This window comes from Kitasatospora sp. NPDC085464, from assembly GCF_044541955.1.
Lineage (GTDB): Bacteria > Actinomycetota > Actinomycetes > Streptomycetales > Streptomycetaceae > Kitasatospora.
In genome coordinates this window covers 145089-171637 of the sequence record NZ_JBITTM010000005.1, presented here as the reverse complement: position 1 = coordinate 171637, position 26549 = coordinate 145089, and the positions used below count along the sequence as shown (strand labels likewise).

25 protein-coding genes and 2 pseudogenes are annotated in these 26549 nt (G+C 73.9%); 9 read left to right on the top strand and 18 right to left on the bottom strand.

Features of this window, described 5'->3' with window-relative positions; translation table 11 throughout:
* Positions 1-46: 46 nt before the first annotated feature.
* On the top strand, positions 47-625 hold the full coding sequence (locus ACIGG8_RS06520; RefSeq protein WP_396546125.1) for a universal stress protein: 579 nt from the start codon (positions 47-49) through the stop codon (positions 623-625).
* Between the two features lie 167 nt (positions 626-792).
* Here the strand turns inward: ACIGG8_RS06520 and ACIGG8_RS06515 are convergent, their stop codons facing one another.
* From ACIGG8_RS06515 to ACIGG8_RS06500, 4 genes are all read right to left on the bottom strand, one after another.
* Positions 793-1368, bottom strand: coding sequence for an alpha/beta hydrolase (locus tag ACIGG8_RS06515; protein WP_396546124.1), 576 nt, complete (start codon positions 1366-1368; stop codon positions 793-795).
* A gap of 6 nt (positions 1369-1374) precedes the next feature.
* On the bottom strand, positions 1375-1503 hold the full coding sequence (locus tag ACIGG8_RS06510; RefSeq protein ID WP_396546123.1) for a hypothetical protein: 129 nt from the start codon (positions 1501-1503) through the stop codon (positions 1375-1377).
* 404 nt (positions 1504-1907) lie between these two features.
* A complete protein-coding gene (locus ACIGG8_RS06505) occupies positions 1908-2798 on the bottom strand; it encodes an aldo/keto reductase (protein ID WP_396546122.1) in 891 nt (296 codons plus the stop codon).
* Entirely contained in the window at positions 2795-3703 is a 909-nt protein-coding gene (locus ACIGG8_RS06500) for an NAD-dependent epimerase/dehydratase family protein (protein WP_396546121.1), read from the bottom strand. The genes ACIGG8_RS06505 and ACIGG8_RS06500 overlap by 4 nt, the downstream gene beginning before the upstream one ends.
* 45 nt (positions 3704-3748) lie before the next feature.
* On the opposite strand from ACIGG8_RS06500, the gene ACIGG8_RS06495 reads away from it, so the two are divergent.
* On the top strand, positions 3749-4288 hold the full coding sequence (locus tag ACIGG8_RS06495) for an Lrp/AsnC family transcriptional regulator (protein ID WP_396546120.1): 540 nt from the start codon (positions 3749-3751) through the stop codon (positions 4286-4288).
* Between the two features lie 162 nt (positions 4289-4450).
* Here ACIGG8_RS06495 and ACIGG8_RS06490 read toward each other — a convergent pair whose 3' ends face one another.
* Complete coding sequence (locus tag ACIGG8_RS06490; RefSeq protein ID WP_396546119.1) at positions 4451-5257, bottom strand: IclR family transcriptional regulator; 807 nt, start codon at positions 5255-5257, stop codon at positions 4451-4453.
* Between the two features lie 428 nt (positions 5258-5685).
* Here ACIGG8_RS06490 and ACIGG8_RS06485 point away from each other — a divergent pair, with 428 nt between their 5' ends.
* From ACIGG8_RS06485 to ACIGG8_RS06475, 3 genes are all read left to right on the top strand, one after another.
* Entirely contained in the window at positions 5686-6996 is a 1311-nt protein-coding gene (locus ACIGG8_RS06485) for an extracellular solute-binding protein (RefSeq protein WP_396546118.1), read from the top strand.
* Positions 6997-7104: 108 nt separating this feature from the next.
* Positions 7105-8085 carry a carbohydrate ABC transporter permease gene (locus ACIGG8_RS06480; RefSeq protein ID WP_396546117.1) on the top strand — a complete coding sequence of 327 codons (981 nt, stop codon included), beginning with the start codon at positions 7105-7107 and terminating at the stop codon, positions 8083-8085.
* Positions 8082-8942, top strand: a complete 861-nt coding sequence (locus ACIGG8_RS06475; protein ID WP_396546116.1) for a carbohydrate ABC transporter permease — start codon at positions 8082-8084, stop codon at positions 8940-8942. Before ACIGG8_RS06480 ends, ACIGG8_RS06475 begins: the two co-directional genes overlap by 4 nt.
* A gap of 35 nt (positions 8943-8977) precedes the next feature.
* Here ACIGG8_RS06475 and ACIGG8_RS06470 read toward each other — a convergent pair whose 3' ends face one another.
* The 3 genes from ACIGG8_RS06470 to ACIGG8_RS06460 all read right to left on the bottom strand — a co-directional run bounded on the left by ACIGG8_RS06470 (position 8978) and on the right by ACIGG8_RS06460 (position 10901).
* Positions 8978-9316 carry a hypothetical protein gene (locus ACIGG8_RS06470; protein WP_396546115.1) on the bottom strand — a complete coding sequence of 113 codons (339 nt, stop codon included), beginning with the start codon at positions 9314-9316 and terminating at the stop codon, positions 8978-8980.
* 1 nt (position 9317) lies between these two features.
* Positions 9318-10136 carry a VOC family protein gene (locus ACIGG8_RS06465; protein ID WP_396546114.1) on the bottom strand — a complete coding sequence of 273 codons (819 nt, stop codon included), beginning with the start codon at positions 10134-10136 and terminating at the stop codon, positions 9318-9320.
* Between the two features lie 123 nt (positions 10137-10259).
* Complete coding sequence (locus ACIGG8_RS06460) at positions 10260-10901, bottom strand: alpha-ketoglutarate-dependent dioxygenase AlkB (RefSeq protein WP_396546113.1); 642 nt, start codon at positions 10899-10901, stop codon at positions 10260-10262.
* 92 nt (positions 10902-10993) lie between these two features.
* Between ACIGG8_RS06460 and ACIGG8_RS06455 the strand changes: the two genes are divergently transcribed.
* The gene (locus tag ACIGG8_RS06455) at positions 10994-11611 is read left to right on the top strand and encodes a hypothetical protein (protein ID WP_396546112.1); all 618 of its coding nucleotides are present in this window, start codon (positions 10994-10996) and stop codon (positions 11609-11611) included.
* Between the two features lie 105 nt (positions 11612-11716).
* Entirely contained in the window at positions 11717-12235 is a 519-nt protein-coding gene (locus ACIGG8_RS06450) for a universal stress protein (protein WP_396546111.1), read from the top strand.
* A 7-nt stretch (positions 12236-12242) separates the two neighbouring features.
* On the opposite strand, the gene ACIGG8_RS06445 is transcribed toward ACIGG8_RS06450, so the two are convergent.
* The 9 genes and pseudogenes from ACIGG8_RS06445 to ACIGG8_RS06405 form a co-directional block, all read right to left on the bottom strand.
* Positions 12243-13862: an amidohydrolase gene (locus tag ACIGG8_RS06445; protein ID WP_396546110.1), complete on the bottom strand. Its 1620-nt coding sequence runs from the start codon at positions 13860-13862 to the stop codon at positions 12243-12245.
* Positions 13859-14788, bottom strand: a complete 930-nt coding sequence (locus ACIGG8_RS06440; protein ID WP_396546109.1) for a PaaX family transcriptional regulator C-terminal domain-containing protein — start codon at positions 14786-14788, stop codon at positions 13859-13861. Before ACIGG8_RS06440 ends, ACIGG8_RS06445 begins: the two co-directional genes overlap by 4 nt.
* Before the next feature lie 93 nt (positions 14789-14881).
* Positions 14882-15640 carry an Asp/Glu racemase gene (locus tag ACIGG8_RS06435; RefSeq protein WP_396546108.1) on the bottom strand — a complete coding sequence of 253 codons (759 nt, stop codon included), beginning with the start codon at positions 15638-15640 and terminating at the stop codon, positions 14882-14884.
* Between the two features lie 112 nt (positions 15641-15752).
* The gene (locus ACIGG8_RS06430) at positions 15753-16646 is read right to left on the bottom strand and encodes a fumarylacetoacetate hydrolase family protein (RefSeq protein ID WP_350524741.1); all 894 of its coding nucleotides are present in this window, start codon (positions 16644-16646) and stop codon (positions 15753-15755) included.
* A 17-nt stretch (positions 16647-16663) separates the two neighbouring features.
* On the bottom strand, positions 16664-17863 hold the full coding sequence (locus tag ACIGG8_RS06425; RefSeq protein WP_396546107.1) for a cupin domain-containing protein: 1200 nt from the start codon (positions 17861-17863) through the stop codon (positions 16664-16666).
* Positions 17860-18834, bottom strand: coding sequence for a carbon-nitrogen hydrolase family protein (locus tag ACIGG8_RS06420; protein WP_396546106.1), 975 nt, complete (start codon positions 18832-18834; stop codon positions 17860-17862). The genes ACIGG8_RS06425 and ACIGG8_RS06420 overlap by 4 nt, the downstream gene beginning before the upstream one ends.
* A 9-nt stretch (positions 18835-18843) precedes the next feature.
* Positions 18844-21222: an FAD-dependent monooxygenase gene (locus tag ACIGG8_RS06415; protein WP_396546105.1), complete on the bottom strand. Its 2379-nt coding sequence runs from the start codon at positions 21220-21222 to the stop codon at positions 18844-18846.
* Positions 21219-21542 (bottom strand): annotated as a pseudogene (locus tag ACIGG8_RS06410) (acyl-CoA thioesterase); the annotation flags it as partial. The gene ACIGG8_RS06415 and the pseudogene ACIGG8_RS06410, both read right to left, overlap by 4 nt.
* A gap of 90 nt (positions 21543-21632) precedes the next feature.
* Positions 21633-23246, bottom strand: a pseudogene (locus ACIGG8_RS06405) (AMP-binding protein); the annotation flags it as partial.
* 306 nt (positions 23247-23552) lie between these two features.
* Here ACIGG8_RS06405 and ACIGG8_RS06400 point away from each other — a divergent pair.
* Positions 23553-24815 (top strand): sensor histidine kinase, encoded by a 1263-nt coding sequence (locus ACIGG8_RS06400; protein WP_396546104.1) that lies wholly within the window; start codon positions 23553-23555, stop codon positions 24813-24815.
* Complete coding sequence (locus ACIGG8_RS06395) at positions 24800-25447, top strand: response regulator transcription factor (protein WP_350524736.1); 648 nt, start codon at positions 24800-24802, stop codon at positions 25445-25447. The genes ACIGG8_RS06400 and ACIGG8_RS06395 overlap by 16 nt, the downstream gene beginning before the upstream one ends.
* Before the next feature lie 3 nt (positions 25448-25450).
* On the opposite strand, the gene ACIGG8_RS06390 is transcribed toward ACIGG8_RS06395, so the two are convergent.
* Positions 25451-26539, bottom strand: a complete 1089-nt coding sequence (locus ACIGG8_RS06390) for a hypothetical protein (protein WP_396546103.1) — start codon at positions 26537-26539, stop codon at positions 25451-25453.
* Positions 26540-26549: the final 10 nt, after the last annotated feature.

The following is a 26549-nucleotide window of genomic DNA, read 5'->3' as shown; positions in this document are numbered from 1 at the left end:
CGGTTCGGCCGCGGTGAGGGTGCGGCAGGAGAGGCAGGGGCGGGGCATGGCGGACAGCGCGGACGGCGTCGACAACATGGCGGGCACGGCGGGCGTGGCCGGCGAGGCCGGCGGTGCGGACGAGGGCCGGATCGTGGTCGGCCTCAGCGGCTCGCTCGGCAGCCTCGCCGCCCTCCACCACGCCGTCGCCGAGGCCCGGCGCACGGACTCCGAGGTGCTCGCGGTGCTCTGCTGGACCCCGCCGGGCGACGAACTCGGCTACCGCCGCACCCCTTGCCCGCCGGTCATCACCGCCGGTCGCGACGACGCCGTGGCCCGGCTGCGGCAGGCCCTCGACGAGGCCTTCGCCGGCGGGTACGCGGGTGTCCGACTCCGCTGCCAGGCCGTCCGGGGTGACACCGGCCACACCCTGGTGCGGTGCGCCGACCGCCCCGGCGACCTGCTCGTCCTCGGCGCCGGGCGCGAACGCGGCCGCCTCGCCCGGCTGGTGCACCCCTCGGTCACCGCCTACTGCGTCCGGCACGCGACCTGCCCGGTGCTGGCGGTCCCGCACCCTCCGTTGCTCCGGGACCTGCGGACGCTGGAGCACGGGTACCGTCGGTGGGCGTCGGCGGCGCGGAACTGACCGGCGGGTGACGGCGGGTGGATCACGGCCGGTGGATCACAGCCGGTGACCCGCGATCCGCCGCAACGGCCGGAGCGGGCAGCCGTCCGTGCCGTACCCGCCGTCGCCCACCTCGCGGTGGCGGCGGACCAGCCGATCGTCCCGTCCGGCCACGACAGCCCCCCGTGTCACGACAGACCGGCAGCCTCGGCGAGGACGGCGGCGGTGCGGCGGCCGGCCTCCAGGGTGTCGGCGTCAGTGGCGGGGAGGCAGCGTCGGGCCTCGGGGCTGTAGACGGTCATCACCACGCCGGCGTGGTCGGTGGGGAGTTCGAGCAGCGCGGCGGTCGGGACGGCAGCGGCCAGCTTGCGGGTGTGCTCGACGTCCACGATCTCGTCCGCCGTGCCGTGCACCAGCCAGATCGGGACCGGCGAGGGGCCCGAGGCCAGGTGGTCGAGCGGAGCGTCGCCGGTGGTGACGGCCGGGTCGGTGTACTGCGAGGCGATGCCGACGGCGGCGCTGGGGCGGAGTTCGGCCGGGGTGTCCGGGTGGGTGGCGACCGCGATCGCCTCCCGGCCGCCGAGCGACCAGCCGGCCAGCACGAGGCGCGCCGGATCCCCGCCGAAGGCGGCCGCGGTCCGGCGGGCATGGGCGAGGGAGGCGCGGAGCTCGGCGGCGCCGCCGTCCGCCTGCCGGCAACTCCAGTCCGGGACGAGCACCAGCAGCCCGCGGGCGGCGGCCTCCCGGGCCAACGGGCGCAGCACATCCCGCTAGTTCGGGCCGCTGCCGTGCCAGAGCAGGACGACGGGAGCCGGCCCGGCGGCACCCGTGGTCGGCCGGTGCACGTCCGACAACCGCCCGTCCGCGTACGGAACGACCTCGAATGGTGCGCTGTCCATGAAGGGTTCGCCTCCGATTCGGTGACTGATCACTGAGCTGGTACTGTACTTCCTGTCGCGAGGGAGATGATTCCTCGTCAGGCGTCAGTGGTGCTACCAGAGCACGTCCTACTTTCAGTAGGAAGAGTCCGTGCGACCCGGGCCTGGCGCTCTACATTCGGATGGGGTTCGGTGCCTTTCAGGGGTACCGGGCCCCATTCGTGTTTCCCGGAGGTGGGGTTTACGGGTGGGTGTTTCCCGGGATTCCGTATTCGCTCGTTGGGGTGCTAATGTTCCTCCTGTCGCGAGGGAGATGATTCCTCGTCAGGCGTCAGTGGTGCTACCAGAGCACGTCCTACTTTCAGTAGGAAGAGTCCGTGCGACCCGGGCCTGGCGCTCTGCATTCGGATGGGGTTCGGTGCCTTTCAGAGGTGCCGGGCCCCATCCGCGTTTTCCAGGCGGGCCAGTTCCTCGTTGCTGAGTACCAACTCCCCTGCGGTGGCCGAGTCGCGGATCGTCTCGGGGCGGCTGGCGCCGGGTATCGGGATGGTGACCGGGGAGGTGGCCAGCAGCCAGGCGAGGGCGACGCGTTGCGGGCTGACTCCGCGGTCGGCGGCGACCGCGGCGAATTCCCGGCCGGCCCCGCCGAGTTCGGCGGAGCGGCCGATGCCGCCGAGGGGGCTCCAGGGGAGGAAGGCCAGGCCCAGTTCGGTGCACAGGTCCAGCACGGGCTGGTGCTTGCGGACGGCGGGGGAGTACTCGTTCTGGACGGAGACCAGGGCGTCGCCGAGGATCTCCCGGGCGAGCCGGACCTGCGCCACGTCGACGTTGGAGATGCCGGCCGCGCGGATCTTGCCCTCCTCGTAGAGCTCCCGGACGGCGCCGAGCGAGTCGGCGTACGGGACGTTCCGGTCCGGGTGGTGCTGCTGGTAGAGGTCGATCGCCTCGACGCCGAGGCGGCGCAGTGAGCCCTCGCAGGCGCGCTTGAGGTGGGCCGGGTCGCCGTTGACGGTCCAGGTGCCGTCGCCGGGGCGGCCGCGGCCGCCCTTGGTGGCGACCAGGACCCGGTCGGCGTCCGGGCCGTAGGCGGCGAGGGCCCGGGCGATCAGTTCCTCGTTGTGGCCGTACTCGTCGGCGTGCCAGTGGTACGAGTCGGCGGTGTCGATGAGGGTGACGCCGGCGTCCAGCGCGGCGTGGACGGTGGCGATGGCGCGGGCCTCGTCGGGGCGGTTCTCGACGGAGAGCGGCATCGCGCCGAGGCCGATGGCACTGGTCCGGACGGTGCCGAGGAGGCGGGTCGTCGTGGTGGTGGTCATGCGGGGAGCTCCTGTCCACGGGTGGCGGCGATCAGGCCGGGCAGCCAGTCGCGGGTGTGCGAGAGGGGGTGGCCGAGCCGGCGGGCCCGGGAGTTGTCCATGCCGTAGTAGCGGTCGAAGGAGAACGGCGAGGCCTGCTGCCCGGGTTCGGGTGCGGCGGTGCGGTACGGGCGGCCGGCGGCGAGCAGGTCGCAGAGGTCGGTGGCGGTCAGTTCGCCGTCCGAGGCGAGGTTGACGGGGCCGGTGAACCGTTCGCCCGCCGCCCAGGCGAGGAAGGCGGCGGCCTCGTCCTCGTGGGTGTAGGAGGAGGGCAGGTTCTCCGAGTGCACCAGTACGGGCAGGCCGGCCTCGATCCGTTCGGTGTAGTGGGCCAGCCTCCCGGTGAAGTCGGCGGTGCCGAGGACGTGCCCGAGCCGGACGGTGACGAACGGGAAGGGCGCGCCGCAGGTGAACACGGCCTCCGCCTGGCGCTTGCCCTCGCCGTACGAGGACTCGACGAACTCGGCTTCCGTCCAAGGGAGTTCGAGTCGGATCGGCCACTCGGCCGGGTCGACGGCGGACTCGGCGAGCGGGCGGTCCGCCGGGCGGGGCTCGCCGGTGTCGTAGACCTCGATCGTGGAGGTCATCAGGTAGCGGCCGGTCCGTCCGGCGAAGGCGCGGACGGCGAGTTCGGCCTGTTGCGGGGTGTAGCAGACCTGGTCGATCACCGTGTCGAAGTCCTGCCCGGCGAGTGCGCTGGTCAGCGCCGCCTCGTCCGTGCGGTCGGCGACGAGCCGGGTGACACCGGGAGGCGGCGGTGTCGAGCCCCGGTTGAGCACGCTGACCCGGACTCCGGAGTCGCGCAGCCGGGTGACCAACTGCCGTCCGAAGTAGCGGTTTCCCCCGATGACGAGCACGTTTTCCATGCCCACAAGTGTTATGGTGCGGCGCGGTTCGATGAAGGGGTGATCATGGGAGTTCAGGCGCTGCGACCGAAAGACCGACGGCAGTCCCGGGGTTCGGCCGACGATTCGTCGGTGGGCTCCCGGAGCGGCGTCGGCGGGGGTCTGGACGCGGTCGACCTGGGGCTGCTGGAGCTGCTCCAGTCCGACGGGCGGATCACGCTCAGCGAGCTGGGCCGGCGGGTCAACCTCAGCCCGGCCGCGGTCGGCGAGCGGGTGCGCCGGCTGGAGGCGAGCGGCACGATCACCGGCTACGCGGCCCTGGTCGCGCCGGAGCGGCTGGGCTACGGCATCCGCGCCTTCGTGCGGGTCTCGCCGCACGCCCGGATGACGGTGAAGTACCTGCGCAGTCAGGACCTGCTGAACCGGCCGGAGGTGCTGGAGGTGCACCACGTGATCGGCGAGGACTGCTGGGTGTTCAAGGTCGCCGCCCGGGACACCGCCCACCTGGAGGAGCTGATCGAGGCGATCTCGGTGCTCGGCCGGACGACCACCTCGGTGATCCTGTCGTCGCCGGTGGACCAGCGGGCGCTGCTGCCTTCGGACTGACGGAGCGCCGGAGGGCACGCGGGAACGCGCGGGAACGCGCGGGAACATGCGGGAACACGCGGGAACACGCGGGAACACGCGGGAACACGCGCGGGGACGTACCCGGGAACGCGCTCCGGAACACACGCGGGAACGAACACGGGAACGCACGCGTGGACGCGTTCACGACGGCTGCCGGTCGGAGCCCAGCTCGCGCGAGATCCGCAGGCCGACCTGCGCCACGGCCGGCCCGAGCGCCCGCACCCGGGCGGCCGTCATCCGGGAGGTGAGCCCGGAGACGGAGAGCGCCGCCGTCACCTCCCCGGTGTGGTCGAAGATCGGCGCGGCGACGCACCGCACCTCGGGCTCGTTCTCCCGGTCGTCGATGGAGTAGCCGCGGGCGCGGATCCGGGCGAGGTCGGCGCGCAGCCGGCTCTCGTCCGAGATGGTCCAGGCGGTCACCGGGCGCAGGCCGGCCGTGACCACCTCGGTGACGGCCTCCTCCGGCAGCCAGGCGAGGATCGCCTTTCCGGTGGCGGTGCAGTAGGCCGGGGCCCGGCTGCCGACCCGGGAGGCCATCCGGACGTTGGTCTCGTCCTCGACCTTGTCCAGGTAGACGATCCCGGGGGCCTGCCAGACCGTCAGGTGGACGGTCTCGCCGGCCTCGCGCTGGAGCCGGCGCAGGTGTTCGGCGGCGACGCTGCGCAGGTCGAGGGTGGTCAGGTAGGCCTGGCCGAGCCGCAGGGAGCCGTGGCCGAGCCGGAACCAGCCGGTCTCGCGGTCGCGGTCGAGCAGGTGCTCGTCCAGCAGCGGACCGGCCAGTCGCAGGACGGTGCTCTTGTTGAGGCCGAGGGCTTCGGCGAGTTGGGCCAGCGGCACGCCGCGCCCGTCGCCGTGGTCGCGGACGTGGCCGAGGACGGCGAGCGCGCGGCGCAGCGAGGAGGACTGGTTGCGTTCGGTCGCCGGCTTCCTGGGTGCCGTCTCCGTCATGGGTCGTTTCCCTGCTGGTGTGTTCCCGGGTGTGTTCCCTACGGGTTCTTCCGCCGCTCCTCCGCCTTCCGTCGTCGGCGGCGTCGTTGGCGTCGTTGGCGTCGTTGCCCCGCGGCCGTCGGCGGCGCCGGCCGTGGCGGTGGTCAGAACGTACCCGTTCGCGGTCGGAACGCCGCATCCTCGACACAACGTTGTGCAGTGCAAAACTTTCGCCGACCCCCTCTTGTTGGCGCCGATCGCCCGCGCCTAACGTCCCTGCCATCGAGCAGGCGACGTCGCCCCACCCGAGCGCTGCGGCCTGCCCCACCCCCACCACTTCACCCACCATCGGCCCCGGTCAGGGCCTGCTTCGACGTGCCCGTCCCGCGGTCAGCGGCCCGCGGCGGCGCGCGTCCCGGCGGCAGCTGTCGGGAGGGGAGGTCTCCACCATGCGACTCACCGGACGGACCGCAGTGGCCGCCGTGCTCGCCGCCGGTTGCCTGGCCGCCACCGCCTGCGCGCCGGGCACCGCCTCGTCGGCGGGCGACCGGGCCGGCGACGACCGGACGGGCACGCTGCAGGTCTGGCTGTACAACGAGGCGGGCAACGCGGCCAAGGAGGCCGTGATCGCCAAGGCGGTCGGCGAGTTCCAGTCCTCCCACCAGGGCGTCACCGTGAACGTCAGCTACATCGACACCGACGCCTCGGCCCGCGCCGCCAAGATGAAGGGCGCCTTCAACGACCCCGGCAGCGCCCCCGACCTGGTCGAGTTCGGCAACACCGACCTGCCCGGCTACGTCGCCGCCGGCGGGCTCGCCGAGATCGGCGCCGAGCTGGACCGCTGGAAGGACCGGGGCGACCTCGACCCGGCCATCGCCAGGACCGCCGTGGTGGACGGCAGGACCTACGGCCTGCCGTGGTGGGTCGGCGTCCGGGCGCTGTACTACCGCACCGACCTGTTCACCGAGGCCGGGCTCACCCCGCCGACCTCGTACGCCGAACTGGTCGCCGCCGCCCGGAAGATCCACGCCGCGCACCCGGACACCTTCGGCATCGCGGTCGGCGGCAAGTACACCTTCGGCGCGCTGCCCTTCGTCTGGGACGCGGGCGGCGACATCGCCGCCAAGGACGGCACCGCCTTCAAGGCGGCCATCGGCTCGCCCGCCTCGCAGGCCGGGATCAAGCGCTACACCGACCTGTTCGGCGCCGACGGCTGCCCCGCGCAGCAGTGCGCGGACCTGACCGGCGGCAAGACCGTCGACCTGTTCGCGGCCGGGAAGTCGGCGATGGCGATCCTGCTCAACTCCAACCGCGGCAAGGTGGACGCGGGCGCGGCCAAGGGGAGGTACGGCGTGGTGCCGCTGCCCGGCGAGAAGGCCGGCTCCATCGCCCCCGCCTTCGCCGGCGGCAACAACCTGGGCGTCATGAGGGCGGCCAGGCACCGCACGCTCGCCGTCGAGTTCGCCGAACTGCTGGCGAGTCCGGCCTACCAGGAGCAGATGTACGACGCGATGGGCAACCTGCCGACGCTGACGTCCGTCAGCGGCAGGGTCGCGGCCAAGGACGCGTTCCTGAAGCCGTTCACCGACACCATCGCGGCCGGCACCAGGTTCGTGCCGCTGGACCGGGCGTGGGCCCAGATCGACGCCCAGTCGGTGATCCCGACGCTGCTCCAGCAGGTCGTCACCGGCAAGGCGGACGTGGCCAGGGCGTCCGCCGACGCCGCGGCGCAGATCGACTCGGCCTTCGCCGCGCACTGACAGCCGCGCCGACAGCCGAGCCATGGCACCCGCGCACTGACAGCCGCCCGCCGGCAGCCGCGCCTTGACGGTCCCCCTACCGGTTCGTCACAGAGAGCAGGTCCGCACGTGTCCGCATCCACCACGACCGCGCCGCCGGTGCCGCCCTCCCCGCAGCGGCGGCGTGGGAGCAGAGCGTCGGCCGCACCCCCGGGTGGCCGGCGCCGCAGGCCCCCGTTGCTGCTGCTCCTGCCGGCCGCGGTCATCCTGATCCCGCTGGTCGGCTACCCGATCTACCAGCTCGGGCTGCTGTCCGTCCTGGACTTCGGGCAGCCCCAGGCGTCCGGCGGCGCACCGACCTCCTTCGTCGGCCTCGGCAACTACACGAAGATCCTGGAGGACGACCAGTTCTGGTCGGTGCTGCTGCAGACGGTCGGCTTCGCCGCGTTCTGCGTGCTCGCGACCCTGGCCGTCGGCGCCGCTCTCGCGGTGCTGCTCACCAAGGTCGGCCGGTGGCCGCGGTTGGTGCTGACCACCGCGGCGATGGCCGCCTGGGCGGCGCCGGCGATGACCGGCTCGACGGTGTGGAGCTTCCTGTTCGACACCAACCTGGGCCTGGTCAACCACACCCTGGAACGGATCGGGCTCTCGGGCTTCCACGAGTTCAACTGGTTCTACGACAAGTGGACGGCGTTCCTGGTCGTCGGCGCCGTGGTGGTGTGGCACTCCTTCCCGTTCGTGATGGTCACCCTCTACGCGGGCATCCGCGCCATCCCGGAGGAGGTCCTGGAGGCGGCCGCGCTGGACGGCGCCAACACCTGGACCACCTTCCGCCGGGTCACCGTGCCGATGCTGCGGCCGATCCTGACGATCGTGGTGATCCAGTCGGTGATCTGGGACTTCAAGGTCTTCACCCAGATCTACGTCATGACGGAGGGCGGCGGGATCGCCGGCCAGAACCTGGTGCTCAACGTGTACGCGTACCAGAAGGCGTTCGCCTCCTCGCAGTACGGGCTGGGCGCGGCGATCGGCGTGATCATGCTGCTGATCCTGGTGATCCCGACTGTCCTCTACATCCGCAGCCTGCGACGGACGGGGAACGAGCTGTGAACTCCCTTCGTAACGCCCGCAGTCGGTGGCGGCTCGGCGCTGACGCGGCCGCGGTCCTGCTGGCCGTCGTCACCGGCTTCCCGATCTTCTGGATGGTGCTTTCGGCCTTCAAGCCCGAGGGCGAGGTGCAGTCGCTGGACCCGAGGCCGTGGACCGCCCACCCCACGCTGCAGAGCTTCCGCCAGGTGCTCGGCGTGGACGGCTTCGGCCGGTACTTCGCGAACAGCCTGGTGGTGGCGCTGTCGGTGGTGGTGCTCTCGGCGGTCGTGGTGTTCCTGGCTGCGGTGGCCGTGACCCGCTTCAGGTTCAGGTTCCGCACCACCGTCATGGTGATGTTCCTGATCGCCCAGATGATTCCGGTCGAGGCGCTGACCATCCCACTGTTCTTCATGTTCCGGGACGCCGGGCGGTTCGTCCCAGGCATCGGGCTGAACACCCTGGCCTCGCTGGTCCTGGTGCAGTTGGCGTTCTCCCTGCCGTTCGGGATCTGGATGATGCGCGGGTTCGTCGCCGCCGTCCCGGTCTCGATCGAGGAGGCCGCGCAGATCGACGGCGCCGGCCGCGCCCGCATCCTGTGGCGGATCCTGCTGCCGCTGGTGGCCCCGGGCCTCGCCGCGACCAGCGTGTTCTCCTTCATCACGGCGTGGAACGACTTCGTCTTCGCCAAGACGTTCATCATCAGCGCCACGCGGAACCAGACGCTGCCGTCGGCGCTGCTGGTCTTCTTCAAGCCGGACGAGAACGACTGGGGCGGCATCATGGCGGCGTCCACGCTGATGACCGTGCCGGTGCTGGTCTTCTTCGTCGCGGTGCAGCGGAGGCTGGTGTCGGGGCTGGCGGGGGCGGTGAAGGACTGATCCGCGCGGTGAGGGGCCGCCGGCGGGCGGCGGGCTCAGCCCTCCCGGTGGACGAACGCGTACGCCTCGTGGGCGAGTCGGGACCAGGACAGCGGGGAGGCCGGGTCGAGGGCGAGCCACTCGCGCATCGGGCGGCCCTTGCCCGCGTCGAAGTTCGTGCCCTCGCCCGCCGCGACCAGCTCGTCCACCCGGGCCCGCGGCAGCTTGAGGACCAGGCGGCCGGCGGACAGCATCGCGAAGATGTGACCGTCCGCCTTCAGGGCGTCGGAGCCGAAGCGGCGGCCCGGACCCGGCGTGGTGACACCGGGGAGGCCGGCCGTCTCCCGGACCAGGGCGGCGAAGCGGTGCTCGGGGTCGAGCTGGTCACCGGTCATCTCAGGCCGCCTCCGCGGACTCGTGGGAAGGGACGGAGACCAGGACGAACACCGCGTCGGCGTCGTCCCGGACCAGCGCGGCGCGGCCGTACGGCGTCGGCTCGGGCCCGGTGAGGACGGTTCCGCCGAGGTCGCGCAGCCGGTCGGCCGCGCGGTCGGTGTCGGCGGTGCCGAAGTGGGCCAGCCAGCGTGCCCCGGTGGCGGTCGAGCCGGTCGGGCCGGTCAGGCCGGTCAGGCCGGTCGGGTCGGTCGGGTCCGCGTCGGCGGCGGACGGGCCGATGCTGCAGGCCGGGTGGCCGGCGGCCCGGGCGAGGGTGTGGCCCGCCGTCGGCCGGTCGTAGGTGTAGCCGAAGACGCGGCGGTAGAAGGCGCGTGCGGTGTCGGGGTCGGGGGAGAGGTGCTCGTTCCAGGCGAGGGCGCCGGGCTCGTCCACCAGGCCGGCGCCCTCGATGGTGCCCGCCCGCCAGAGGCCGAAGGCGGCGCCGAGCGGGTCGACGGCGAGTGCGGCCCGGCCCTGGTCGGGCACCTCGTACGGCTCGCGGACGATCCGGCCGTCGGCGGCGCGGACGAGCGCGGTGGTGCGGTGCAGGTCGGCGCAGGCGAGGTGGGTGGTCCAGGCGGCGTTCCGGGCCCGGTCAGGGGCCTGTCCGACGGCCGCGACCTGGGCACCGTACCGGGTGGCGACCGACTCGGCGGGGCCGGTCGGGACGAACTCCCAGTCGAACAGCGCGCCGTAGAAGCGCTGCGCGCTCGCGGCGTCCGGGGTCGTCAGGACGACCCAGCACGGGACGCCCTCGCGGTACCTGCCCGCCTTCGGCATGCCGCCCTCCTGGTGCCACCGGTCCCACTGGTCAGCGTCCGCGCCGGGCAGGTGCGCGGCAACCGGAGGCGGACGGCGCCCGCGTCGCGGGCGGACGGACGGTGGGCCGGGTCGACCGGGGGCTCAGGCGACGCCGTGCGGCCGGAACTGAATGCTGATCCGCGGGCCCACCGGGCGGGCGGTCTTGGGGATCGCGTGCTCCCAGGTGCGCTGGCAGGAGCCGCCCATCACCACCAGGTCGCCGTGGCCGAGCGGGCGCCGGACGACCGTCGAGCCGCCGTACCGGGGCCGCAGTGCCAGGACGCGCGGCTCGCCGACGGACAGGATCGCCACCATGGTGTCCTCGCGGGCGCCGCGCCCGATCCGGTCGCCGTGCCAGGCCACGCTGTCCCGGCCGTCCCGGTAGTAGCAGAGCCCGAGGGTGCGGAACGGCTCGCCCAGTTCTTCGGCGTAGTGCCGGCTCAGCGCTGCCCGGGCCTGTCCGAGCACCGGGTGCGGCGGCTCGGCGTCCGCCGGGTACGAGGCCAGCAGGCGGGGGACGTCCACCATCCGCTCGTACATCTCGCGGCGCTCGGCCCGCCAGGGCACGGTGGCGGCCAGCTGTTCGAACAACTCGTCCGCCCCGTGCAGCCAGCCCGGCAGCACGTCCAGCCAGGCGCCGTCGCCGAGCACCTGCCGCCGCAGGCCGTCGGGCGGGCCGAGGCGGACGCCCTCGCGGTCCGCGTCGTCGAACAGTGAGGGCTGGAGGGGGACGGTGCCGTGCATGGGGCCAGCGTACGCCTTCATTCGAACAAATGCTCGAACAGGTGGTTCCGGCGATCGCCTCGGGCCGTCGCCCCGGGTCGTAGCCTGCGGGTATGGCGATCAACGGCTTCGGGGTGACCGAGTTCCAGCTGGTCCTGCTGCGCCGGATGGCGGACTTCCGGCCGGGCCCGGTCGAGGACGCGGTGCGGCGGCTGGGTGCCGACCGGGCCTCGATGCGGGAGGCGAACAAGCGGTGGCAGGCGATGGTCCGGGCGCCCCGGTTCCCGTGCGGCGCGGCCCGCCACGCCGCCGTGCTCGGGCCGGCGGAGGCGAGCGTGCCGCGCCGGATCGGGGACCTCGCGTGCACCGCGCGGCAGTGGACGCTGCCGCTCTGGCCGGAGCTGCGCTTCGAGGTCCTGCTCGGGCCGGCGGAGATCGGCTCACCGGTGCTGAACGAGTGGCTGGTGCGGGCGCCCGGCGTCCCGGCGCCCGAGCTGCGTACGGTGGCCGACCTGGTGCCGTGGGGCTGTGTGGTGGGGGACGTCGGAGTCGCGTTCCCGACGGCCGTACCGCGGGAGGGGAGTGCGCCGACCAGGTTCCGCCTGGACTTCGAGGCTCCGGACGCCGCCGGGCGGCTGCGGGCGTGGACGGCGGACTTCACCTGGGGGCTGCTCCAGGAGGTCCGGCGGGAGGACGGCGGGCCCGCGGAGTTTGCCGATCCTTCCGAATGATGCAAGGCAACATTCAGTTAATGCCTTCGATTTGCAGGCTGGCCCGGAAGCATGGCAGCATAATCGCAGACACTGTTGAGGCTTGACATCGGAAAGTGAAGGATCATGTCGGACGGCGCCCGCGTCATCGTCGGAGTCAACGGCTCGCTGCACAGCCTGACCGCCCTGCACCGGGCGGCGGAGGAGGCCCGGATCCGGCAGGCCGTGCTGGTCCCGGTGCTCGCCTGGACGCCGGTCGGCGGCGAGCGCAACTACCGCGCGCGGCCGTGCCCGCCGCTGCTGCGCGCCTGGCAGGACCTCGCCGACGCCCGGATGGACGCCGTGCTGGAACAGGCCTTCGGCGGTCTCCCGATCGGGGTGCCGGTGCGCCCGCTGGTCGTGCGCGGCGAGGCCGGAGCGGTACTGACCGAGCTGGCCGACCGCCCGGGCGACCTCCTGGTGATCAGCACCGGCGAGCAGGACGGCCTGCGGGCCCGGCTGCGCCGTATGACCGGGCGCTCGGTCGCCCGCCACTGCCTGGAGCAGGCGCGCTGCGGCGTGCTCGTCGTCCCGCCGTCCACGCTGCACGAGGACCTGCGTGCGCTGCACCGCGGCATTGACCTGCGGGAGCTGGTCTCAGCCTGACGAACAGTCAGGACAGATGAACCGAAAGGCCGTTGACCACCGTACGGGTCGGCCGCAGGTCGCGCAGCGCCTCCACCGGGCAGTCCAGCGGGTCGAGCGGCCACACCGTGAGGTCGGCGAACGCCCCCGGTCGCAGGCTGCCGCGCACGGCGCTCTCGCCGGTCAGCCGGGCGGCGTTCACGGTGTGCAGCGCGACCGCCTCGGACCGGTCGATCGCGTGCTCCGGGCCGACGATCCCGGCTGTGGTGCCCCGGGTCGTCATGCCCCACACCGAGACCGTCGCGCCGTACGGGCCGACCGGGAAGTCCGAGCCGCCGGTGAGCAGCGCGCCCTCGTCCAGCCACTCGCGCAGCGGGAAGAGCGCGGCCGTGCGCTCCTCGCCCCAGGCCCGCTGCTGGGTGAGCGCGCCGTCGTGCAGCAGCGGGTGCTGGACGGTCACCGGAATGCCGAGCGCGATCGCCCTGGCCCGCTGGTCGGGGCGGGCCAGGCCGCCGTGCTCGACCACCAGCGTGCCGGGCGCCAGGCCGGGGTGGCGCTTGAGCACCCGCTCGAAGACGTCCAGCAGAACGCGCAGACCGCGGTCGCCCCAGGCGTGCACGCCGACCCGCCAGCCGCGCTCGACCACCCGGTCCACCGCCGCGAGCAGCTCGTCCGGTTCCCAGAGCAGTCGGCCGTGGTAGCACGGCTGCCCCTGGTACGGCTCCTCCATCGCGCCCGCCTCGAAGCCGCCGTCGATGCCGAACTTGACGCCCCAGAGCCGGAGTCGGTCGTCGTCACGGCCGTCCGCGCGCCAGGCGTCCATCCGCTTCAGCAGGGCGTCGACCTGCTCGGGCGTCCGGGCGGCGAAGCCGGAGACCAGCGCCCGCATCCGGACGGCGAGGGCGCCCTCGGCCCGGGCCGCGTCCAGCACGTCGAGGTCCTCGACCGGGACGAGGCAGTCGCGGACGGTGCCGATCCCGGTGGCGGCGTAGTCCGCGGAGGCCGCACGCAGGCCTTCGATCCGCTCGGCGAGGGTGGGGCTCGGCAGCACCGGCTCGACCAGCTCGATCGCCCGGTTGATCAGCCGACCGGTGAGCCGCCCCTGCCCGTCGCGCTCGATCACGCCGCCGGGCGGGGCCTCGGTGGCCTCGGTGATCCCGGCCAGCCGCAGCGCCGCCGAGTTGAGCACCATGTTGTAGGCGCCGCGGCGCACCAGCACCGGGTGCTCGGCGGTGGCGCCGTCCAACTCGCCGGTGGTGGGCATCCGTTGCTCGGCCAGCAGCACCTCCTGCCAGTTCACCGTGGTGTGGATCCACTGCCCGGCAGGGGTGCGGGCGGCGCGCTCGCGGATCAGGTCCAGGAATCCGGCCAGGTCACGGGCCCGGTGCACGGGCACCCCGTGGACGCTCCTGGCGGCCAGGATCAGATGGGTGTGGGTGTCGTCGAAGGCGGGCAGCACGGTCGAGCCCGGGGCGTCCACGACCTCGGTGGCCGGCCCGATCAGGGCGTCCAGGCCGTCGGGGGCGGGGGACAGCGCGGTGATCCGTCCGTCGGTCACGGCGATCGCGCGCCGCGGCGGCTCGCCGGGGACGAGGGTGTGCACGGCGGCGGCCCGGATCAGCAGGTCGGCGGGGGGCTGGGGGGTCATGACGGCTCCTGGGGGTGGGACAGACCGGTGACCTTCTCGACGTACCGCAGGCTGGGCTCGGCGAGCAGTCCGTGCAACTCGGCGAAGACCGCCCGGGCCGGGACGGCGTTCCAGTCGGCGGGCAGCAGTGGGGCGGGCAGCCCGGGGTCGAGGTAGGGCAGGCGTCGCCACTGGGTGAGCATCGGGACGTAGGCGCGGAACGCCTCGGCCGGGTCGATCCCATGCCGGTCGCCTGCTCCCGCTGTCCGCGGCGGGCCGTCCGGGTCCGGTGTCATCGGCGGGCCGTCTGCTCCCACTGCCCGGGGCGGGCCCGGCTCGCGCAGGTCCTCGGCCACCGGGCGCCAGGCGTCGGTGAACGCCGCGTACTGCGCCTCGATCGCCGGGAGGTCCCACCAACCCGCCACCGCCGTCCGGAGATCGGCGAAGCCGGCGTACTCGGCGGACAGGAAGAGGTGGACGTAGGCGCTCAGCCCGAGGCGCTCCAGCAGGCGGCGGGCGTCCGGCAGCAGCCGGGCGGGGGCCAGCCAGACGCCGGGGGCGGCGTTGCCGAAGCCGAGCCAGCTCAGCCGGGAGCGCAGTTGGTGGCGGTGGGCGCGCTCGGACTCGGGCACCGAGAAGACCGCCACCACCCACCCGTCGGCGAGCTCGGCCGGTTCCAGGCTGTGGAAGATCCGGCGGTCGCCCTCCTCGAACACCGGCTCCATCGCGGGGGCGAGCCGGTAGCCGGTGCCCGCGCGGCGTTCCTGGTGGAGGGTGCCGGCCTTCTTCAGCCGGGACATCGCCGAGCGGACCGCCGGGCCGTCGACGTCCAGCTCGGCCATCAGCGCGATCAGGTCGGCGATGGATATCCAGCCGCCGAGGCGGCGGACGAACTCGCCGTAGACGGTGTGGATCAGGGAACTCGGCCGGGGCGTGGTCTCCGACATGCGTGGGCGCTCCTCCCCGGCGATCGGCGGTGACCGGGCCACCGGGTGGCGACCCGGTGACCGGTTGTGATCATAGCGTCGGTCCCCGCCGGTTCAGACCTCCGCGTAGGCGCCGGAGAGCAGCTGCCCGGCCCCCGGGGCGAAGGCGGGCAGGCCGAGGGCGCGGAGCAGTTGGTGGGCGGTGCAGATCGCGGCCGACACCACCGGTTTGCCCAGCTGCTGCTCGGCCTCCTCGACGGCGGACAGCGAGGGCATCTGCACGCACGCGGAGAGCACCACGGCGTCCGCCCCGGAGTGTGCGAGGCCGCGGGCGATCGCGGGCAGCCGGGCCGGGTCGTGGGCGGCCACGTCGAGGTTGTCGGCGATCTCCAGGGCGGCGTGGTCGAGCACCTCGATGCCCTCCTCGGCGAGGTAGTCGACCACCGTCCGGGCCAGCGGCCGCAGGTACGGGGTGACCATCGCGACCTTCGCCGCGCCTAGCGTCCGCAGCCCGGTGACCAGGGCCCCGGCGCTGGTGACCACGGGGGCCGGCGCACCGTTCTCCACGGTGCGCCGGTGCAGTCGCCGTTCGGCCTCGCGGTGGTAGCCGGGGCCGGTGGCCATCACGGCGACCAGGCAGGCGTAGCCGATCACGTCCACCCGGGCGTCCGAGAGCTCGGCGGCGCAGCGGTCGGACTCGCCGTCCATGGCGCGCAGTTGCTCGGGGGTGACCCTGGTCATCCGCATCCGGCTGGAGTGGAAGGTGAACCGTTCGGGGGCGACCGCCTCGCGAGCCCGCAGCAGGGCGGGGACCTCGGTCTCCATGGTGACGTTGGAGCTCGGGACGATCTGGCCGATCCGGTACGTCGACATCGCGGGAAGGGTCCTTTCGGGCGACGGAGCGGTGCGGGGGCGCGGGCTCGGCGGACCGGGCGGCCCGGCGCGCGGGCTCGGTGGGCCGGGCCGGGCCGCGCAGCGGGTGGGCTCAGCGGGCGTCGATCACGGGGTTGGCGAGCGTGCCGATCCGCTCGATGGTCGCCTCGACCAGGTCGCCGGGCTGCAGGAACTGCGGCGGGACCATGCCGGCGCCGACGCCCGACGGGGAGCCGGTGGCGATCACGTCGCCCGGTTCCAGGGTGACGCCGGAGGAGATGTCGGCGATCAGCCGGGCGATGCCGAACAGCATGTGGCGGGTGTTGGAGTCCTGCCGCAGCTCGCCGTTGACCCTCAGCGAGAGGTCGAGCCGCTGCGGGTCGGGGATCTCGTCGGCGGTCACCACGACCGGTCCGAAGGGCGCGTAGCTGTCCTGGCCCTTGGAGAAGAACCACTGGCCGGAGCGGCGTTGGTCGCGGGCGCTGACGTCGTTGACGATGCTGTAGCCGAACACGTGCCGCAGGGCGTCCCGTTCGTCGACCTGGAAGGCGGGTTCGCCGATCACCACGGCGAGTTCGCACTCCCAGTCGAGCTGCTTGGTGAGGTTCGCGTTGTGCCGGATCGGCTGGCCGGGCCCGGTGACGGCGGTCGACGGCTTGCCGAACAGCACCGGGCGGTCGGGCAGTTCGCGGTCGGTGTCCAGGGTGCGGTGGGACTCGGCCACGTGCTCCACGTAGTTGAGGCCGACCCCGACGATCTTGCCGGGGCGCAGCGGTGCCCGCAGCGACACCCCGGCGAGCGGCCGGGTGTCCGGCGACCCGGCGACCAGCCGGCGTGCGGTGGCGAGCGCCGGCTCCCCGGCGCGGATCAACCCGAGGAGGCCGTCCGGCAGTCGTTCCCCGGCGGCGCCGGCGAGGGCGGTGAGGTCGGCGACCCGCTCCCCGGCGAGCAGCGCGCCGAGGCGCGGGGTGTCGTCGCCGTCCGCGAGGTAGGTCAACAGGTGCATGGTGGCGGGTCTCCTGGTCAGGCGGGGGTCGTGGTGGGCTGGTGCCCGTCGTGCTCCGGGTAGGCCTCCTCGCGGTACAGGCCGAGCGAGTGCATCACCGGGAAGTCGTTGAAGGAGAACAGGCAGGCGTCCTCGCCCTGGTCGAGGTTCGCGTGTTCGTGCCAGGCCCAGGACGGGACGACGAAGACGTCCCCCTGCTGCCACGCGAAGCGCTGCCCTGCGATCACCGAGACGCCGCGCCCCTTGGCGGCCGTGTAGACGACCGAGCCGGTGTGGCGGTGGGCGCGGGTGGCCTGGCCCGGGCGCAACAGCTGCAGGTGGGCGGCCATGGTCGGCATCACCGGGCCGCCGGTGGCGGGGTTGGTGTACTCCATGATGACGCCGTCGTACGGCGATCCCTCGGCGGCGCGGGCGAGTTGGCACAGCGCGTGGTAGCTGGGCTCCCAGGGCCAGCCGAGCAGCGGCGAGTACGGCCGGGTCCACTTCTCGACGCCGTACGGCAGCAGGTTGCCGCCGTGGCTGAGCAGCGAGGAGTTCACCACCGGGCCGGGGCGCTGGTACAGCTCCGGGTGGACCTCGTAGAAGTTGGCGTCGAGGGTGTTGACCAGCGGGATGTCCAGGCCGTCCTGCCAGATCACCGGGGCGTCGTCGGACTCGTTGCCGTGCTCGTGCCAGGTGTTGTTGGGGGTGATCGCGAAGTCGCGCGGGCCGACCTTGAGCTTCTGGCCGTCCACGATGGTCCAGGCGCCGGTGCCCTCGTGGACGAAGCGCAGTGCGGAGGCCTGGTGGCGGTGCGCGGTCATCGCCTCGCCGGGGCCCATGATCTGCAGCCCGGTGTACAACAGGCCCACCGCGGCGCTCAGTTCGCGGCGGCCGGGGTTCACCAGCATCACCACCCGGCGGCCGGCGTCGTCGGCCTTGACCAACGGGAGCGCCTTGTGGACCAGTGGGCGCAGGTCCGCGTAGCGCCAGAGCGCCGGGACGGACTTCGGCTGCGGGTACCAGGGCTCGATCTCGTTGGCCACCGTCCACAGCGCACCGGCCTCGTGCTTGGCCAACTCCTCGTAGTAGGCGAGGAGTTCCGGGCTGTCGGTGACGCGGGCCCGGCCGATCCGGTCGTCGCCGAGGTCATTGTCGAGGTCATTGCCAAGGGTGGTGCCGAGGTCGTCGCCGTCCTCGTGGCCGTTGCCGCGGGCACGATCGTCCTGACCGGTCATGACTCCTCCTCCTCGGGGAACACCAGGGGCCGCAGCGGTCGGTCGTTCACGTGCAGCCGGAAGACGTCGAAGCGGTTGTAGTGGCCGACGATGTCGTGCATCTGCTTGGGCTGGATGCAGCGGCCGAGGTCGATCTCGGCGTGGACGATGCCCTCCTCGTCGACCAGCGGTTCGGTGACGGCGCGCCCGTCGGGGCCGAAGATCCCGGACAGCGCGCTGCGCGGGCGGGCGAGCTGCTTGCGGATCTGCTGGTCCTCGCCGGCGATCAGGTCCACGATCTCGGGCGAGATGGTGGAGCAGGAGACCACGGTGAACAGCTTGCCCTCGAAGCAGTGCGCCGCAGCGCGCACCGCGATCGCCTCCGCCATGTCGTAGTCCTCGGGGCCGACCGGCAGGGCGATGTAGCTCGCGGCGTGGACGAGTTCGCCCTGGGCCAGCAGGGTGAAGCGGGCCAGGGTGTTGGTGTTCTCGCCGCAGGCGAGCGCGCCGAGCGGGCCGACGGCGGTGCGGTGCACCTTCAGGGTGCTGCCGTCGCCCTGGGTCCAGGTCAGCTTCTCGGCCCAGGTAGGCACCAACTTGCGGTGGGCGCTGAGCAGTTCGCCGTCCGAGTCGATGATCAGCAGGGTGTTGTACAGCACGCCGAGGCTGTGCCGGCCGCGCTCGTTGACTCCGATCACCAGCACCACGCCGGCCTGTCGGGCGGCGGCGCGCAAGGTGTCGACGTACGGGCCGGGGACGTCCACGGCGGCGCGGTACAGGCGCTCGTACCAGGGCGATCCCTGCACCGGGGTCATCGTCCAGTTCCAGTACGGGTAGCCGGCCACGAAGACCTCGGGGAACACCACCAGTTCGGCGCCGCGGCCGGCCGCCTCCTGGATCAGTGCGACGGCCTTGTCGACGGTGGCGGCCGGGTCCAGGTAGACGGGGGCGGCCTGGACGGCGGCGGCGGTGAAGCGGGGCAGACGGAGCACGGGTCCTCCTCACTCCTCGGGCGGGGTCGGCCGCCAACGGCGGTGGACGGGGGCGGGCGGCTCGCGCAGCAGGTGCAGCCGCGGGGCGACCCGGTCGGCGCCCGGGCCGGGCGGCTTGCGGCTGCCCGCCCGCCAGGGCTCGGGCCAGCGGGCGCCCGGCCCGGTGTAGTCCTGGTCCGCGGCGGCGTGCAGCGTCCAGAGCGGGTCGTACAGCTGGGCCCGGCCGACCGCGACCAGATCGGCCCGCCCGGCCAGCAGGACGGAGTCGGCGTCGTCGGGCCCGGAGATCGCACCGACCGCGATGGTCGGCAGGCCGGTGGCGGCGCGGACCAGCTCGGCGAACGGCGTCTGGTAGCCGCGCCCGTACGGGGGGCGCTGGTGCGCCACGACCTCGCCGGTGGAGACGTCCAGCGCGTCCGCCCCGGCCTCGGCCAGCGCGCGGCAGATCGCCGCGGCCTCGGCCTCGGTGGTGCCGCCGGGCGCCCAGTCGCTCGCCGAGATCCGCACCAGCAGCGGTCGGTCGGCCGGCCAGGCGGCGCGCACCGCGCCGAGCACCTCCAGCGGCAGCCGGAGCCGCCCGGCGAGCGGGCCGCCGTAGTGGTCGGTGCGGTGGTTGGTGAGCGGGGACAGGAAGGAGGAGACCAGGTGCCCGTGGCCGAACTGCAGCTCCAGCACGTCGAAACCGGCACGTGCCGTGCGCTCGGCGGCCGCGGCGAAGTCCGCCGTGACGGCGGCCAGGTGGACCTCGTTGGCCTCGTGCGGCACCTGGCTGTCGGCGTCCCAGGGGATCGGCGAGGCGGACAGCAGCGGCCAGCCCTCGGCGAGCGGGCGCCCGATGCCGTCCGGCCCGGGCACGGCGGTGGCGCCCCGCCGGCCGGCGTGGGTCAGCTGGATGCCGAGCGGGGTGTCGCTCACCGCCCGCACGGCCTCGACGAGTTCGCGCCAGGCGGCCTCCTGGCGGTCGCTCCACAGGCCCGGGCAGCGGTCGGTGGCCCGGCCCTCGGGAGCCACCGCGGTCATCCCGGCGAGGACCAGCCCCGCGCCGCCGAGCGCGTGCCCGGTCAGCTGGGCCCGGTCGAAGGCGCTGGGCAGCGCGTCCGGGGAGGTGAAGGTCGCGAGCGGCGGGACCACGACGCGGTTGTGCAGCTCCAGCGCGCCGAGCTTCAGCGGCCGGAACATCGGCGGCACCCCGGGCGAGCCGCCGAAGGCGGTGTCCACGGCGTCCACGAAGGCGGGGTCGCGGGCCCGGAGGTTGCCGTAGGTGACCCGGCGGCTGCGGGTGAGCAGGTTGAAGGCGAACCGGTCGACGTCCTGCCCGGTGCGCCGCTCGACGGTCTCGAACCACTCCAGGCTGGCCTGCGCGGCGCGCTGGGTGGATTCCACCACCGGGCGCCGCTCGGCCTCGTAGGCGGCCGACGCCTCGTCCGGGGTGGGCTGTTCGCTGAGTGCCGCGGCCAGGGCGAGGGCGTCCTCCAGGGCCAGCTTGGTGCCCGAGCCGATCGAGAAGTGCGCGGAGTGCGCGGCGTCGCCGAGCAGCACCACGTTGCGGTGGCGCCACCTCGCGTTCCGCACCGTGGTGAAGCGGATCCAGCGGGAGGCGTTGGGGATCAGCCGGTGGCCGTCGAGGTGGTCGGCGAGCAGCTCCGCGCAGCGCCGCACGCTCCGCTCGTCGCTCTCGCCGCGCGCGAACTCCCGTGCGGCGAGGGCCTCGAAACCGGCGCGGCGCCAGGCGTCCTCGGCGATCTCGACGATGAAGGTGGAGCGGGTGGCGCTGTACGGGTAGGCGTGCACCTGCAGCACGCCGAAGTCCTGGCGCTCGACGATGAAGGTGAAGGCCTCGAACACCTTGTCGGTGGCGAGCCAGATGTAGCGGCAGTGCCGTTCGTCGAGTTCGGGGCGGAAGGCCTGCGGGTACGCCGCCCGGGTGCCGGAGTGGATGCCGTCGGCCGCCACCACCAGGTCGTACTCGGCCGCGAGTTCTTCGACGGGCGGTGCCGGCGTGCGGTAGCGGACGTCCACCGCCAGCTCGGCGCAGCGCTGCTGCAGGACGGCGCGCAGCCGGTTGCGGTCCAGGGCGGCGAAGCCGTGCCCGCCGCTGGTGCGGACCTCTCCGGCGTAGCGGATGTCGATGTCGCTCCAGCGGGCGAACTCGGCGCTGATCGCGGCGAACACCCGCGGGTCGGCCCGGGCGATGCCGTCCAGGGTCTCGTCGGAGAAGACCACGCCGAAGCCGAACTCGTCCTCCCGGCCGTCCCGTTCGAAGACGGTGATCTCCCGGTCGGGCGCCAGCTGCTTGGCCAGGGCGGCGAAGTACAGCCCGCCGGGCCCGGCGCCGATCACCGCGATGCGGTGGGCACCGGCGGGCGCCGGGTGCGGGGTGCCGCTCATGCGACCACCTCCGGCTGCTGCGGACCGGCCTCGGTCAGCGCCCGGCGCACCGGCGCGGGCCACGGCTCGGCGCCCTCGGTGTGCGGTGCGGCGTGCACCACCGACATCCGCCCGCTCGCGGCCAGGCCCTGCGGGCCGTGCACCTCGAAGGCGTAGTGCAGCGAGGAGCCGCCGACCCGGACGACCCGCAGTTCGGTGCGCACCAGGTCTCCGAACCAGAGCCGCTCGCGGTAGTCGGCCTCGAAGTGCACCCGGGGGATCCGTCCGAACAGTTCCGCCAGGCCGAGGCGGCGCAGCAGCGCGGCCTCCGCCGCCTCGGCCCAGCGCTGCACGGCGGAGAAGTGGTAGTGCCCGGCCGCGTCGGTGTCGGACCACTCGACCCGGCGCTCGATGGCGACGCTGGCCGGGGTGCGCGAGGCCCGACGCCGCAGTTCGGCGCGGTGCAGCTTGCCGGTCGCGGTGCGCGGCAGCTCGGTGACGAACTCGACCGTGCGCGGGTACTTGTAGGGGGCGATGGTGCGCTTGACGTGCTCCTGTAGGTCGCGCACCGTGTCCGGCCCGGCCGGGACCCCCGGGCGCAGCACCACGTACGCCGTGACGACGCTGCCGCGCCGCTCGTCCGGTGTGCCGACCACCGCGCAGTCGGCCACGTCGGGGTGGGTGGCGAGAGCCTGTTCGACCTCGGGGCCGGCGATGTTGTAGCCGGCCGAGACGATCATGTCGTCGTTGCGGGCCTGGTACCAGAAGTAGCCGTCCCGGTCGCGGACGTAGGTGTCGCCGGTGAGGTTCCAGCCGTCCCGGACGTAGCACAGCTGGCGGTCGTCGTCCAGGTAGCGGCAGCCGGTCGGGCCCTTGACGGCGAGCAGCCCGGGTTCGCCGTCCGGCACCGGGCGGCCCTGGTCGTCGAGTATGGCGGCGCGGTAGCCGGGGACGGGCAGGCCGGTGGAACCGGGGCGGACGGCCTCGTCGGCGGCCGAGATGAACACGTGCAGCAGCTCGGTGGCGCCGATGCCGTCGATCAGCCGCTGCCCGGTGGCCGCGTGGAAGGCCTGCCAGACCGCGGCGGGCAGCGGTTCGCCCGCCGAGACGCAGCGCCGCACCCCGGCCAGCCGGTCGGCCAGCCCGGCGGCCAGGATCGCCCGGTAGGCGGTCGGCGCGGTGAACAGCACGCTGACCCGGTGCTGCCGGACCTGCTCTGCCAGCTGCTCGGGCGTGGCCTGCTCCAGCAGCAGGCTGGCGGCGCCGGCCCGCAGCGGGAAGACCAGCAGGCCGCCGAGGCCGAAGGTGAAGCCGAGTGGCGGGGTGCCGGCGAAGAGGTCGTCGGGGGTGGGGCGCAGCAGGTGGCGGGAGAAGGTGTCGGCGTTGGCGAGCACGTCGCGGTGGAAGTGCAGGGTGGCCTTGGGGCGGCCGGTGGTGCCGGAGGTGAAGGCGATCAGGGCGACGTCGTCGGCGGCGGTCGGGACGGCGGTGAAGCCGGGCGGCTTGGCGGCGCAGCGGGCGGTGAGGTCCTGCGGATCGTTGCCGCCGTAGGCGAGGATCCGCAGGCCAGGGGTCCGTGCCTGCCGCAGTTCGGCGAGGAAGCGGTGGTCGCAGAGGGCGAGCACGGGCTTGGCGATGCCGGTGAGCTCGGTGAGCTCGGTGGCGCGCAGCAGCGGCATGGTGGTGACGACCACCCCGCCGGCCTTCAGCACGCCGAGCCAACAGGCCGCGAGCCAGGGGGTGTTGGGGCCGCGCAGCAGCACCCGGTTGCCGGTGGCGAGGCCGAGGTCCTCGGTCAGCAGGCGGGCGATCCGGTCGGCGCGGTCGCGCAGTTCGCCGTAGGACCACTGCTCGGTGGGGGTGAGCAGGCAGCGGCGTTCGGGTCCGAGGCGGTCGATGGTGTCGTCGAGCAGGGCGGTGGCGCAGTTCAGACGGTCGGGGTAGGCCAACTCCGGTAGTTCGAAGAGGAGTTCGGGCCACTGCTCGAAGGGCGGGAGGTGGTCTCGGCAGTATGTGTCCACGTGCGCTGAGGGGGAGAGCTCCATGGGCGGGCACCTCGTCGTGCGAGCGGGAGTGAGGCCAGTATGGCGCGTCGGTGACGCCAGTCAAGAGAGCGATACATGCATTCGGGCGACGGCCCCGATCCACCCCGTCCCCGGCGGCGGTGCGGGCCCCGGGCGGACGGTCGAGTGGGCCCCGGGACGGACGGGCGGGTGCACCCCGGGTGCAGGCAGGGGGTGGGCGTGGACGCACCGAGGGGTGGGGCCGGCCCCACTTCTGCGCTGACCAGCGCCGCGGCGGGCTCCGCTTGGTGCAGAGTGGGGGCATCGAACGGAGGTCGAGGAGCGGGGATGATCGGACAACTGGCTTCGTGGGGGGTGCGCGCCGGAGTGGGCTTCGCCCGGGCGTGCGCGGTGGCGGTCGTCACCCTGCTGATCCCGGCGGTGTGGGCCGCCGCCGTGGCGCTGGGCATCGGGTGGGGCCCGGCGAACCCGTGGTCGTGGCTGCTTCCGGTGGTGCTGGTGTGCACCGGCTCGCCGGCCCTGGCCCGGCCCGTCTGCCGGGCCGTGCGCTTCCTGGTCGAGCGGTGGGCCGGCACGGTCGTCCCCGCCGGGTACCGCGAGCCCGGGCCGGTCACCCGGATGTCCACCGGCTACTGGTGGAACGGCCACTCCTACGAGCGCAGCCGCCGGGACGCCGTGCTGGACCAGTCGTGGCGGACCTGGTGGGGCGACCCGGCCACCTGGCGCGACCTGCGGTTCACCGGGATCGCGCCGTTCACGGCGGGCCTGGCGGCGGCCGTCCCGCCGGCCGCCGCGGCCACGGCGGTCCTCGGACTGGTCCGGCCGGAGCCGGTCGCCAGGCTGGTGGGGGTGCTCGCCGCGGTCGCGGCCGTGGCCTGCGCCCCGTACGCCTGGCGGCTGGTCGAGCCGGTCGCGGTCCGCTTCCTCGGCCCCTCCGCCGCGATGCTGCTGGCCGAGCGGGTCGACGAACTGACCTCCCAGCGGGCGGACGTGACGGTCGCCCAGGCCGCCGAGATCCGCCGGATCGAACGCGACCTGCACGACGGCGCGCAGGCCGGCCTGGTCGCTCTCGGGCTCTCGCTGGCCACCGCCGAGAAGCTGATGGAGACGAACCCGGAGCGGGCCAGGGCGCTGATGCGGTCGGCCCGGGCCGGCGCGGCGAGCTCGCTGGCCGAACTGCGGGACCTGGTGCGGGGGATCAACCCGCCGGTGCTGACCGAGCGCGGCCTGGTGGACGCCGTCCACGCGCTCGCCCTGAACAGCCCGCTGGAGGTGACCGTCAGCGCGGAGCGGCGGTTCCGGCTGGAGCCGCCGATCGAGTCCGCCGTGTACTTCGGGGTCGCCGAACTGCTCACCAACGCCACCAAGCACGCCCGGGCGACGGCCGTACGGATCGCCGTCGCCCACAGCGAGACCGGCATCGTCGTGGACGTCGAGGACGACGGCCGCGGCGGCGTGGTGGTGCGCGAGGACGGCGGACTCGCGGGCCTGCGCCGCCGGCTCGCGGTGTTCGACGGCACCCTGGAGATCACCAGCCCCGAGGGCGGGCCGACCCGTGCGACGATGATGGTGCCATGCGAATCGTTGTAGCCGAGGACCTCTACCTGCTCCGGGACGGCATGGTCCACCTGCTGGAGGCCTACGGGCACCAGGTGGTCGCCACGGCCGCCACCGGACCCGAGACCCTGGACGCCCTGCTGACCCACCGTCCGGACGCCGCCGTCGTCGACGTCCGGATGCCGCCGACCCAGTCGGACGAGGGCCTGCAGGCGGCCCTCGCCGCCCGCCGCGAGGTGCCCGGGCTGCCGGTGCTGATCCTCTCCCAGCACGTGGAGCAGCTGTACGCCCGCGAGTTGCTGGCCGACGGCGCGGGCGGCATCGGCTACTTCCTCAAGGAGAGCGTGTTCGACGGCGAGCAGTTCGTCGACGCCCTGGAGCGGGTGGCCGGGGGCGGGACGGCCATGGACCCGGCGGTGATCGCGGCGCTGGTCTCCTCCGCCCCCTCGAACCGGCGGCTCGACCGGCTCACCGCGCGCGAGTCGGAGGTGCTCGCCCTGATGGCCGAAGGGCTGTCCAACCAGGCCATCGCGCAACGGCTGTTCCTCAGCGACAGCGCGATCGGCAAGTACACCACCTCGATGTTCGGCAAGCTCGGCCTCACCGACGACGAGAACGGCAACCGCCGGGTGCTCGCGGTCCTCGCCTACCTCAACAAGCCCTGACCGTCAGTCGGCCGTGTCCCGGGCGGCGGCGTCCGGGGTGCGGCCGTCCTGGGCCTGCCGCGCACGGTCGGCGAGCAGCCGGGCGAACACGGTGAGCACGGGCGCGGTGGCCGCGGCGCCGATCCCGGTGTCGTGCACGAGGAGCACCACGTTGCCGACCCGGACCAGCGCCACCGCCGACGAGGAGCCGCGGGTGCGGGTCGCGCTCTGGTCGCCGATCCGGGGCAGGTCCACCGCCCCCGAGGCCTCGCCGGCCGTGCGGTCGAGCGTGGTGTCGAAGGCCCGGGCGGCCGTCTCGGGGGAGTCGAAGGTGACGACGCTGAGTTCCACGCTCTGGACGGCTGCGGCGAAGGTCACGGTGGCGTAGGCGAGTTGCCGGTCGCAGGAGTCCGGCAGCAGGCACGGCACGTCGCCGCCCGTCCCCTTGCCCGACTGCGGTCCGCTGCGCACCTGCCAGCCGCCGGGCACCGCCCGCGCGTCCGGCAGCACGCCCTGCACCAGCGCCGGGTCGCGCAACGGCTGTGCGGCGTGCGCCAGACCGGGCCCGCCCGGCTTCAGCAGCGGGCGCGAACCCAGGTGGATGCCGATCGCGACCAGGGCGGCGATCAGGACCACCACGAGCGCCAGCACGATCCCGGTGTTGCTGCGCCGTGCGGCGAGGGACGCGGCCCGGGCGTCCACCGGATCGACCCGCAGCTGGACGGTGGTCGGGCCGGCCGGCGGCGGGGTGGCGCCGGTCCGCAGCTGCACGGTGGTCGGGCTCGCCGGGGGCGGTGTGGGGCCGGTCCGCAGCTGCACGGTGCCGGGTTCGTTCCGCAGCTGGACGGTCGGCGGATCGGCGGGCCGCCCCAGCCCGGTCGTCGCCAGGTACTGCGCGAACGCCTCGTCGGAGGCGAGCAGATGGGCGACCGCGGCGGTCAGCTGCGTGCGCGCTGGCCCGTCCTCCGGGTCCGCCTCGGCCGCGTCCAGCGCCCGCGCACCTTCCGGCACCAGCCGCAGCCGCGCCCGCACCACGTCCGCCACCGCCCGGTGCGGCCCGTCGACCAGCAGCGCCTCCACGACGCCGGGTACCATCGCGCGGCCGTCCCCCATGGCAACTCCC